Source organism: Chryseobacterium sp. BGARF1 (assembly GCF_001677955.1).
In the GTDB taxonomy this organism is placed as follows: domain Bacteria; phylum Bacteroidota; class Bacteroidia; order Flavobacteriales; family Weeksellaceae; genus Chryseobacterium.
Genome location: NZ_LELA01000078.1, coordinates 1 through 11,513, shown reverse-complemented (window position 1 = coordinate 11,513; position 11,513 = coordinate 1). Strand labels below are relative to the sequence as shown.

Annotated in this window: 12 protein-coding genes; 4 read left to right on the top strand and 8 right to left on the bottom strand. The window is 33.2% G+C overall.

The features are described from left to right. The first annotated feature begins 70 nt into the window (after positions 1-70). Positions 71-829, top strand: a complete 759-nt coding sequence (locus AB671_RS14350) for a TIGR03915 family putative DNA repair protein (RefSeq protein ID WP_066680519.1) — start codon at positions 71-73, stop codon at positions 827-829. A gap of 182 nt (positions 830-1,011) precedes the next feature. Here the strand turns inward: AB671_RS14350 and AB671_RS14345 are convergent, their stop codons facing one another. From AB671_RS14345 to hutH, 3 genes are read right to left on the bottom strand one after another with little or no spacing between them, the layout of a single operon-like run. Next, a complete protein-coding gene (locus AB671_RS14345; protein WP_066680517.1) occupies positions 1,012-1,458 on the bottom strand; it encodes a GNAT family N-acetyltransferase in 447 nt (148 codons plus the stop codon). 3 nt (positions 1,459-1,461) lie between these two features. After that, entirely contained in the window at positions 1,462-1,938 is a 477-nt protein-coding gene (locus AB671_RS14340; protein ID WP_066680515.1) for a DUF2059 domain-containing protein, read from the bottom strand. Positions 1,939-1,948: 10 nt separating this feature from the next. Beyond that, complete coding sequence (gene hutH, locus AB671_RS14335; RefSeq protein WP_066680512.1) at positions 1,949-3,439, bottom strand: histidine ammonia-lyase; 1,491 nt, start codon at positions 3,437-3,439, stop codon at positions 1,949-1,951. Positions 3,440-3,623: 184 nt separating this feature from the next. On the opposite strand from hutH, the gene AB671_RS14330 reads away from it, so the two are divergent. Both AB671_RS14330 and uvrC read left to right on the top strand, forming a co-directional pair. After that, the gene (locus tag AB671_RS14330) at positions 3,624-4,394 is read left to right on the top strand and encodes a hypothetical protein (RefSeq protein ID WP_066680510.1); all 771 of its coding nucleotides are present in this window, start codon (positions 3,624-3,626) and stop codon (positions 4,392-4,394) included. Between the two features lie 89 nt (positions 4,395-4,483). Beyond that, positions 4,484-6,277 carry an excinuclease ABC subunit UvrC gene (gene uvrC, locus AB671_RS14325; protein ID WP_066680508.1) on the top strand — a complete coding sequence of 598 codons (1,794 nt, stop codon included), beginning with the start codon at positions 4,484-4,486 and terminating at the stop codon, positions 6,275-6,277. Positions 6,278-6,334: 57 nt separating this feature from the next. On the opposite strand, the gene AB671_RS14320 is transcribed toward uvrC, so the two are convergent. Further along, positions 6,335-7,159: an anti-sigma factor domain-containing protein gene (locus tag AB671_RS14320; RefSeq protein ID WP_066680503.1), complete on the bottom strand. Its 825-nt coding sequence runs from the start codon at positions 7,157-7,159 to the stop codon at positions 6,335-6,337. A 1-nt stretch (position 7,160) separates the two neighbouring features. Next, entirely contained in the window at positions 7,161-7,634 is a 474-nt protein-coding gene (locus AB671_RS14315) for an RNA polymerase sigma factor (RefSeq protein ID WP_082987326.1), read from the bottom strand. Between the two features lie 285 nt (positions 7,635-7,919). On the opposite strand from AB671_RS14315, the gene AB671_RS14310 reads away from it, so the two are divergent. Continuing rightward, positions 7,920-8,489, top strand: coding sequence for a fasciclin domain-containing protein (locus tag AB671_RS14310; RefSeq protein ID WP_066680566.1), 570 nt, complete (start codon positions 7,920-7,922; stop codon positions 8,487-8,489). Between the two features lie 90 nt (positions 8,490-8,579). Here the strand turns inward: AB671_RS14310 and AB671_RS14305 are convergent, their stop codons facing one another. The 3 genes from AB671_RS14305 to AB671_RS14295 are packed head-to-tail and all read right to left on the bottom strand — an operon-like array spanning position 8,580 to position 11,294. After that, complete coding sequence (locus AB671_RS14305) at positions 8,580-9,296, bottom strand: hypothetical protein (RefSeq protein ID WP_066680497.1); 717 nt, start codon at positions 9,294-9,296, stop codon at positions 8,580-8,582. 22 nt (positions 9,297-9,318) lie between these two features. Beyond that, positions 9,319-10,401: a PorV/PorQ family protein gene (locus tag AB671_RS14300; RefSeq protein ID WP_066680495.1), complete on the bottom strand. Its 1,083-nt coding sequence runs from the start codon at positions 10,399-10,401 to the stop codon at positions 9,319-9,321. Positions 10,402-10,415: 14 nt separating this feature from the next. Next, a complete protein-coding gene (locus AB671_RS14295) occupies positions 10,416-11,294 on the bottom strand; it encodes a DMT family transporter (RefSeq protein ID WP_066680494.1) in 879 nt (292 codons plus the stop codon). Positions 11,295-11,513: the final 219 nt, after the last annotated feature.

Sequence of the window (11,513 nt, the reverse complement as noted above, 5' to 3'; positions counted from 1 at the left end):
CTTCGTCAGAATGACACAATGATTGCAAAAATTGTTAGATTGTTATACTATTAAATTGTTACATTAACTCATGACCACTCTACTCTACGACGGAAGTTTTGACGGACTTTTTACTGCGATATTTGAAGTTTTCGAGTATCGGTATCAAGATGTGGAAATTTTTAGCAGAGAGAATTTCCAGCAGGAAAATATGTTTGCAGAAATTCATGAAGTGATTACGCAACAGGAAAAATCTGAACGAGTTTTAAACAAATTAGAACAAAACATAGGGAAATCAGGAATACATCAATTATTACAGGTTTTTCTTTCAGAAGATCCGGACATGGAGAAACTGATTTTATCTGCCGTAAAACAGTCTATCAAACACTCCGGAGAAAATATTTTGCAGAATTTTGCTGATGAACATATTCTGAAAATCTCAAAAATATGCAAATCGGTAAGCAGAGAAAGACATCGAATGACTGCTTTTGTACGGTTTGAAAAAATGCAGGATGAAATTTATTTTGCGAAAATAGATCCTGATTTTAATGTTCTGCCTTTAATAAGAAAACATTTTAAAGATCGTTACGCCGATCAAAAATGGATGATTTATGATTTACGAAGACATTACGGTTTGTTGTATGATTTAGAAAACTGTGAATTTTTTTATCCGGATGAAAAGGTAGATTTAAACCAATATCAGCAAAAATTCCACGAAGAAGAAAAAAAATATCAGACGCTTTGGCAAAGTTATTTTACCAAAACCAATATTAAAGAAAGGAAAAATACAAAATTGCACATTCAGCACGTTCCGAAACGGTATTGGAAATATTTGACGGAGAAATGGTAAAAAATACTATTCTTACTTAAGATTGAACTCCTATGGAGTTCTAATTATGAGTCTTATTATTATCTACAAAGATATCGCTCCTCCGGAGCTGTTCTTGGTAAATGGTAAAAAAAGTTTTCTCTAAAACCAAATTCTCATGACAAAAGAAAAGCCGGGCTAAAGCCCGACTCTATTAATATTTCTTATAAAATTTTCTCAAAACAAACACTATTTTCAATTCCAGCGTATTGTCCGTAATTTGGAATAATAGCGTAATTGCATTTTTTATAAAGAGCAACAGCTTCTATCTGTTTTTTACCTGTTTCTAAAACTGTTTTTTCATAGCCCAATTCTTTTGTCCACATTTCCAGTTCTTTTAAAATTGATGCTGCAAAACCTTTTCTTCGATACTCAGGAAGTGTAAACATTCTTTTGACTTCCATTGTGTTTTCGTCAATCCGTTTTATCGCTCCGCAAGCAACAGGTTTTTCATTTTCAAAAATAACGATACAGTTTTTCAGCAGATCAATTTTATTATACTGATCATAAAAAGCATGATCTTCGCCATCTATAAAAGCTAAATAAGCATCCAACTTTTTTACAAGATTTTGAAAATCGAGATTCTCGGAAGTTGTTCTGAGGATTTGCATTTTCTATTTCGATTTCATTGGTGCTGGAGGATTCGGCATCGGTGGTGGTGGCGACTTTAAATAGCCTTTTTGTTCCAAATCGTTATTAACTAAATTCGTGACTTCCATTCCCCAATTACTTGTTGCTGTTTGAATTTCAGTCATAATACTTGGTGAATTTTGAATTAATTTCTTTCCTATGTCAGATTTATAGAAAACCAAAAACTCATCAATTTCCTTTTCTGTGAATTTGTTTCCATAAATATCGATTACTTGGCTAATCAAATTATCAATATTGATTTTAGGTTCTAATGAAGACCAAACAGAATCAGGAATATTTGTATATCTTTTTTTAAAATTTAAGAGTATATCTTTTTCAACCTCCTTTGAAAGTTTAAAAGCACCACTCAACGATATAAGCTCTTTAACCTTATCCTGTTTTGTTTGAGAATAAGAAAAAACAGACAATAAAAGACTGCCAATACAGAAAATTTCTCTCACTTTTTTACAATTAAAAATTCACCACAAACTCCCTCTCATTAATCAACTCTGCAATGGCCAACATATCTTTTCCAATCAATCGGTCATCTTCCAATTTATCAACTTTTGAACGAAGAATGGCAAAGTTTTCTTCAATAATTTTTGAACATTTTGCAGGTCTTCTGAATTCTAAACCTTGAGCAGCAAACATTAATTCAACCGCCAAAATATTCACTAAATTACCTAAAACCTGATTGAATTTTCTACCTGAAATACTTCCCATCGAAACGTGATCTTCCTGACCTAAACTTGTTGGAATAGAATCTGCAGAAGCCGGGAAACAAAGTGTTTTGTTTTCAGTTACTAGTGCTGCAGAAGTATATTGTGGGATCATAAATCCTGAATTCAAACCTGAGCTTTCAGTCAATAATCTTGGTAAACCGTATTTTCCTTCCAATAATAAATAACTTCTTCTGTCTGAAATATTTCCTAATTCTGCAACAGCCAATGTTGCATAATCTAAAGGCATCGCCATCAATTGTCCGTGGAAGTTTCCTCCTGAAATAGATTCTTCAGCGCTTAACACAATCGGATTATCGGTAACAGAATTTAATTCTGTTTCTGCCATTATTTTAAGATGTTCAAAAGCATTTCTACTCGCTCCGTGAACCTGAGGAACACATCTCATAGAATAAGGGTCCTGTACTCTTTCGCATTCTTCGTGAGCTTTTAGGTTTTCAGAATTCTTTAAAAATTTAAGCATTCTTGCCGCCACTTTTTTGCTTCCTTCAAACGGTCTGATGTCGTGAAGTTCCTTTTTAAATGGACTTGCAGAACCTCTGTATGCTTCAAGACTCATCGCTGCAGTCATATCTGCTAAGTCTAATAAATATTCAAATTTTTCTAAACCTTTTATTGCATGAGAAAGAATGAACTGAGTTCCGTTGATCAATCCTAAACCTTCTTTTGGCCCTAAAACCAATGGCTCAAGATTGTTTTTTTCTAAAATTTCAGCCGTTTCAAAAATCTCATTTCCTACCCAAACTTGTCCCAATCCTAAAAGAGGTAAAACTAAATGTGATAAAGGTGCTAAATCTCCCGAAGCTCCTACAGATCCTTGCTCAGGAACTACAGGAATAATATCTTTTTCAAGCATCAAAATAAACCTTTCGATCACTTCCAGAGAAACTCCCGAAAAACCTTTAGACAAGGCATGAACCTTCGCAATCATCATAATTTTTGAAAATTCTTTATCAATCGGTTTCCCCACTCCTACTGCGTGAGAAATAATTAAGTTGTACTGAAGCTGCGCCGTTTCATCAGCTGAAATCTTAGTATCACAAAGTGGCCCGAATCCTGTATTAATCCCATAAACACATCGGTCTGACTCTACAATCTGCTTTACATTATTTTGAGATTTTAAAATCTGCTCTTTCGCATCTTTATTTAATGTAGCTTTATTTGGGTCTTTACAGATTTCCAAAACATCGTGAAAACTGAAAGTATCTATACCGTATATCATTTCAAAAAAATTTGCCTAAAAATACACATTTTGAATCATACTTAAAAAGCCTATTAAAACTAAAATATGGTATCCTTAAATCAAAGCAAATTTAGGTTTACAAAAAACCTTACCATCAGTAAAATATTTTATAAAATCATCAATTATTTAATTATTTTTACCGAAATAATTCAAACTAATATTTATGAAATTTAAAACTCTATTATTGGTACTTTCGCTGACAAGTGCATTCTCATTAGCTCAGGAAAAAGTAAAATACACCAAAGAGCAAGTAAAAAAAATGGAACAATATCTTTTCAATGAAGGATTTTCTGGCCCATCCACAAAAAAAATATCAACCCTTATCTTAAAAGACGGCAGCATCCACAAAGGCTATTGTAACGATCTTGAAATGAAAAAGGGACAGATTTACGAAATATCCATAAAAGACAGCACTACAAATAAGCCCGAAAGATTCAATGCTGAAAAAGTAAGTGAAATGTACATTTATCCTACAAAACTTGAGAAGATTTTAAAAGTTGGAAAGCATTACAGTACAGTGCGAAATATGAACACAAAAAAGATCAATAAAAGTACCACAAATGAGCATATTCAGTTCGTAAACCAAACCGTTTCTCTGAAAAACAAAAAAGAAGAGAAAGAATTTCTGATGCAACTGATTAACCCTGAGTTCAATGATATTATTTCTGTTTACCACGATCCCAGAGCACAAGAAACAGGAGGGGCTTATTACGGAATGGGTCCTCGTTTAGGTGGAAATGTAGGTGTTACAAAATCGTACTATGTAAAAAAAGGCGACAAAGTAATGTGGCTTCACAAGAATGACTTCGAAGATAATTATGATTTCTTGTTCGGAGACAATGCAGAATTTATGAAGAAGTATCCAAAAAAATCTGTAGAATGGAATTATCTGAGCTTTCTCATCAATGAATATACTGATATGAGTAACGGATAAAATTATTTAATGATAAAATCTAAAGCTGTAGAGTTTCTGCAGCTTTTTTTGTTTGTTTAAAATACATTGAGAATGCTTAATTTTGTTTTATGAATCCTTCTTTAGAATTACAGCTTAAAACTTTACCATCAGAACCCGGCGTTTATCGATATTATGATAAAAACGAAAATCTGCTGTATGTAGGAAAGGCTAAAAATTTAAAGAAAAGGGTACTTTCTTATTTCAACAAAACGCTTTCCGGATACCGCACCAGAATTATGGTCGGAAAAATAAACCGTCTTGAAACCACCATTGTCAACAGTGAATATGATGCTCTTTTATTGGAAAACAATCTGATCAAAGAACATCAGCCTTTCTACAATGTAATGTTGAAAGATGATAAAACTTATCCTTGGATCTGTATTAAAAATGAAGAATTTCCTAGAATTTTTCTTACGAGAAATAAAATAAAAGACGGTTCGGAATATTTTGGTCCCTACGCAAAAGTACGTCCTGCAAAGATTTTGTTGGATACCATTAAGCATATTTATAAACTTCGTACCTGCAATTTAAATTTATCTCCAAAAAAAATTGAAGAAGGAAAATATAAAGTCTGCCTGGAGTTTCATATAAAAAACTGTGAAGGACCTTGTGAAGATTTGGAAAGCAAGGAAGATTATGACGAAAAAATCGATGCGATTCGTGGGATTATAAAAGGAGATTTCCGAAGAGCAAAAGAATATTTGATCAATCAAATGACAAAATATGCGTCTAATCTTCAGTTTGAAAATGCACAACTCATCAAGGAAAGACTGGATATTTTGGAGGATTATCAGGTAAAACATACGGTAGTAAATCCGGATATTGATGATGTAGATGTTTTCGGAATGACAAGTGATGAAACGGCAGCTTACGTTAATTATTTCAAGATCAGAAACGGAAATATTATTCAAAGTTTTACCACAGAGATCAAGAAAATGCTTGAAGAAACCGATGAAGAGATTATGGAAGAGGCTTTAATTGAAATCCGTCAAAAATTTGATTCTGATTCGAAAGAAGTTTTACTCCCTTTTCACTTAACTGTTGAAATTCCTAATGTAAAGCTAATTGTTCCGAAAGTTGGAGATAAAAAAAGAATCGTTGAACTTTCTGAAAAAAACGCCAAAGAATACAGAATTGAAAAACTGAAACAGGTACAGATCATAGATCCCGAAAGACATTCGAACAGAATTATGGCAGAAATGCAAAAACTTCTGAGGATGCCTGTAGAACCGAGACATATCGAAGGTTTTGACAACTCAAACATTCAGGGAACCAATCCGGTTTCTGCGTGTGTTGTTTTCAAAAATGGAAAACCGAGTAAGGCTGACTACAGAATTTTTCATCCAAAAACGGTTATCGGTCCTGATGATTTTAAAACGATGGAAGAGGTCATTTTCAGACGCTACAAAAGAATGCTTGAGGAAGGCGAAAGTTTACCTCAATTAATTTTGATTGATGGTGGAAAAGGACAGCTATCTTCTGCTGTAAAAAGTTTAAAACTTCTTGGTCTTTACGGAAAAATTACCATCGTAGGAATTGCCAAAAGACTCGAAGAAATCTTCTTTCCCGAAGATTCTATTCCTTTATATCTCGATAAAAAATCTGAAACACTTAAAATTTTACAGCAGGTACGTGATGAAGCCCACCGTTTTGGCGTAAAACATCACAGAACAAGGCGTACCAATTCTACCATAAAATCTGAGCTTGAGGAAATTCCGGGGGTTGGTGAAAAAACAATTGAATTGCTTTTATCTAAACTAAAATCAGTCAAAAGAATAAAAGAAGCCAACCTAGAAACTTTAGAAGAAATTTTAGGAAAATCTAAAGCAAAAATAATCTGGGAATTTTTCAATGCAGGATAAAATAAAAAAATCTCTTATCGATGATAAGAGATTTTCAATTTATTCTTCAAGAAGAATTTAAACTCCTCCCATTACATACATGTTTTCCATGGTAGGAACTGTACTTCCACCCTCTTTTTCCAAAGTAATCGCAAAAGCTTGTGCATTCGGAATATTGGCCAAAGCTATTTTAGCATCTTTTTCGTCAGTATACATTCCTGCGCTCACTGGTTTTCCATCTGCGATTGCCCAAAGTTGATACTGCATTCCTTCAGGTGCTTTTGGCAAACTATTTGCCGTTAAATAAACATCTTTGGAAGTTTTATCCCAATATACCACAGCGTTGGATTCAGGGTGTTTTTCAACGCCTGCCAAAACAATTTTAAGCATATTCGGATTGGAAGTAATCTGCAATTTTTGTTCTAAATTTTGCATTGCGAGATTATGAGCCTGCTTTTCAGATCTTAAAACAGTAATTTCATTTTTAATCTCTTTTTGGCTGTTCATCCAATAAAGATTTCCTGCAATACTTACTAAAAATAAGGCTGAAGCCGCAACTGCATAATTTTTCCAATTGTTATTTTTTTCTACTTTTATTTCCTGCGTTATCTGTTGAGTTTCCACTTTTTGTTCAACATTCTTGATAGGAATTACAGGTTTTTCTTCTACAACTTCTTGTTCAAGTTGAATTTTATCCCAGATTTTTGATTTTAAATCAGTGGGTGGTGTCACAGCTTGCGCAGTGGCAAGCAATTCAAAAGTTTTTTGCGCTTCTTCATAAGCGGCTTTCACTTCAGCATTATTCTTCATCACACACTCCAAAATACCTGCTTCCTCGGGAGAAGCAAAGCCTAGAATGTACGATTCTAGAATTCCGGATGATATGTATTCTTTACTATCCAATTTATTGATAATCTTTTAACAAGTCTTTTAATTTAATCAATGCATTACGCATTTTTGTTTTAACAGTACCCAAAGGCATATTCAGTTTTTCTGATATTTCACTCTGCGTAAATCCTTGATAATAGGCAAGATCAATGAGTTCCTGCTTATCAGATTCTAAACTTTCAAGCACTTTATTAAACCCAATAAAATCTGAATTATTGGTAGTTGAAAGCTCCGCATTCTCATATACGAAATCTGGTATGGGTTGGTTTTTAAGTTGGTTTTGAAAGCTTTTAGATTTAAGATAATCAATTGCTGTATTCCTTGCAATATTGATCATCCAAGTATAAAATCTGCCTTTCGTAGCATCATATTGATGCATAGAATTCCAAATCTTCACAAAAACATCCTGAATAATCTCTTCTGTATATTCTTTAGACTGAACAATCCTGAGGATCACACCATACAACGCACCAGAATAGTTATCATACAAGTGATGAAAACCAGCTTCGTTTTTCTGTCTCAGTAAAACGATAAGTTCTTCTTCTGAATAGTTTGTTTTTATGGTGAATATTTTTCATTTCAAATGTAATGAAATAAAATAAACAATGAGAAAAAACTTTTAAAAATTACATACCACACAGAATTAATCAAAAAATAATTAATTACAGTTAATTATTGTTAAAATTCAAATTCTTAAATCTAAAACAATTTGATCTTCGTAGATAATGATAACAAACAAAAATACTTACTCAATAATAATTTAAAAATTAAAGAAATGAACACAAGATCAAAAATCGCAGTATTCGGAATGGTGGCTTTATCATTCGCATTCAGTGGAAATGCAGCTGCACAGCAAATGAAAGAAAAAACAGTAATGGTAGGTGGAGCAGCAATGTATCCTTCGAAAAATATCATTGAAAATGCAGTAAATTCTAAAGATCACAAAACTTTGGTTGCTGCAGTAAAAGCTGCCGGTTTGGTAGAAACATTACAAAGTAAAGGTCCATTTACCGTTTTCGCTCCTACCGACGCAGCGTTTGCAAAATTACCTGCAGGAACGGTTGAAAATTTGGTAAAACCAGAGAATAAGGCAGTGCTTACAAAAATTCTTACCTATCATGTTTTACCCGGAAAATATAGCGCAAAACAAGTGTGGGCAGCGGTAAAAGCAGGAAACGGTAAAGCAATGATGAAAACAGTACAAGGAGAACAACTGACGTTCTGGACAAAAGGAAAAGATTTATACGTAACCGATGCAAAAGGGAACAAAGCAAAAATTACAATCGCGGACGTTAATCAGTCGAATGGTGTGATACACGTAATTGATACGGTATTGATGCCTTAATTTTAGTTTTTTATGGTTTATTTTAAGGAAGCCTTACCTGAAATTTTCAGATAAGGCTTTTTTATATTTTTTTGTGAAAAAGTTTTGTAACTATTTTACAGCGGAAAATACTTCTTTAGAATATTCGTCGTTACTTTTTGGAATTTCAATTACTAAATTTCCATTTTCATAATACCCTGTTGTAGATTCGCCAGAACCTAATTTAACTCTGAAAACATCTTTTTTGGTGGTCTCTTTGAAAGTAGCAAAAGGAACAGAACTGTTTCCATCTACCAAAATAAACTGAGTAGCATCAAGCTGAATTTTCTGAAGACTTAATTTTCCGTTACTGTATTTTTCAGATTGCCTATTTGGTTCTGAAATCACTGTATTTTCTACAGGAATTTCTTTCACAATAGGATTAGAAAAAGGAAGGGTAACTAAAGCTTCAGTTAATGCTTCTGGATAACCAATTTCATACTCTTTTTCTAAAGACATTCCTTTGTATGAAGACAGTACTTTATTGTCGCAATCTTTAAACTCTACTGTAACTTTTGTTCTAAAGAGAGAACTTGCATTAAGAATATTCGCGTTGATTAGTTTGCACTGATTGGTAGCTTCTGAAGGCCAAGTACTTTTATTTTCGGAGGACAAAACGGTATATTTTTTTGTTTTTAAGATTTTCGCTAAAACCTTATCCATTCCAAAATGATTTTTTTTGAAATCTTCATATTTCTCTGGTAAAACCACATACTTATAATCTGAAACTTTTTGCGCAAAAGTGAACATTACACAAAACGTAGACATTATTATTGATAACTTCTTCATAAAATTTATTTAAATAAAATAATTAATCATTTCTAAATTCTCCCATATCCAGTTTTAATGAGAAGAAATTAGAATAAAAATTAGAACCTCCAATTCCTGAATTACTGATGGCATAATCAAGCGTTAAACCTCTGTAACGAATTCCGATACCTGCACTCGGCTGGAAAGAAACTTTTCTCTGAAGGTCTTCAATATCGGTAATCGACTGAAATCTGTTAACTCCCACTCTTACAAAGATCATTTTCTGGTACCCTAATTCAGCTCCTGCATAAGGTGTAATACTTGCAAAATCTGTTGACAGCAGAGCCGCCGTTTTAGCAAAATCTACATTAATTCCCGCTTCCGGTAAAATATAAAGACTACTGTTAATATTGAATAATTTACTAGCTCCTGCATTTAGCTTTGGCATCGTTAATTCCATTTTATCGGTTGGAGCTGGGTTAAATTCTTCACCGTTTACAATGGTAGACAATTCTTTTTGATTGACAGTCCAGAAGTTGACAGTCGTTGTAGCATCACGAAGAACCCCTCCGAATTTCCAGCCATTATCTGCTTTGTAGATAGCTCCTACATCAAAACCAAAACCATATCCGCTTGCAAATTTTCCAACGTTTCTGTATACAATTTTAGCATTCACACCGACATCCAATTTAGGATTTCCACCAGGATTGAATGCATAAGAAATAATTCCGGCATAATCTGACTGTGAAAATTTTGTAATTTTATCGTAATCGACATTCCCTTCCGTATCGATCAGCTGGGTGGTATTTAAAATATTATCAACCCCTAAACGTACCACAGAAACTCCGAAAACACCAGTTTCCAAAACTTTTGCGTAAGCTAAATAATCATATTTTGCGATAGATTCAAAATATTCTGCGTGCATTGCTGCCCCTTGCCAGTCTCTTGTAATCCCATTTAAACCTGCGGGATTCCACATTGGTGAATACACATCATCCTGGCTTGTCATTACGGCACCTCCCATCCCGATTCCTCTAGCTCCGGCTCCGATATTTAAAAATTCATTGGAATATTTTCTGATAATCTGAGATTGAGAAAACCCAAATAAAAGGGAAAATACTAATAATAGATATTTTTTCATCATGTAGAAATGGATACTTAGTTAATGTTTTTTTGTTTTCTAGTTTTTATCAGTGCGTTTACAACAATAGCCAAAATCATAACCAAAGATGCAACATAAAATACCGGGCTCATGTGTTCTGATTCTCCAAAGATAAAAAAAGCTAGTATAATTCCGTAAACTGGTTCTAAATTAACTGTTAAAATTAAAGTGAAAGGCGAAATATATTTCATCAGCTTCACAGACTCAAACATCGGATATGCTGTAAATACGCTCGCCAGTATGCCTATTAACGCAAGATCTCTATAATTTATTTCGTTCATCTGCATGATTTGTCCGGTTGCAAGGTAAAATACCATCAAAATAAACCATCCTGAGAAAATTTCATAGAAAATAATATTTCCTGAACTGGTTTTTCCGAAAAGTTTCCCATTAAAAACGGAGAAAACGGTTCCAAAGATTGCACACAGTACTCCGTAAAAGATTCCTTCTTTATATTGAAACTCTGTTTTAAAAATAAGTAAAATACAGGCAACAATCACCGTTCCCATTACTACTTCCGAAATATCGACTTTCCTTTTAAACACAATCGGCTCCAAAACTGAGGCAAATAAAGTAGACAGTGAAAGACAACTTAAAGCGATGGAAACATTGGAAACTTTTATTGAATAAAAAAAGCAATACCAGTGCAGCGCCATAAAAAAGCCAACTCCCGATAATTGAAAGAATAATTTTTTTGAAACCTTAATGCTTTCTTTTTTATAAATCCTTATAAAGGCATAAAGAAATATCGCAGCAAAAAGCATTCTGTAGAATACAAGAATATGCGCATTTGCGGTGATCAGTTTACCTAAAATTGCTGTAAAGCCCCATAAAAAAACAATTAAATGTAATCTGAAAAGTGCTAATTTTTGCATGTTATCCCTCTGATTTTTAAACAGACAAATTTACGAATAGCTTTTCATTAAATTTAAAAAAATATAAGATTACTATCATTATTTCTAATGATAATTCTAAGTTGCTGATTCAGTCTAAAAATTTAAGCAATTAATTAGAGGCTGTTTAAATTTTATTGAGTAATAATTTTATGGCAGATAATTTGACCATGTTTTCAGAACTTTCCATTAGAAGTTCAT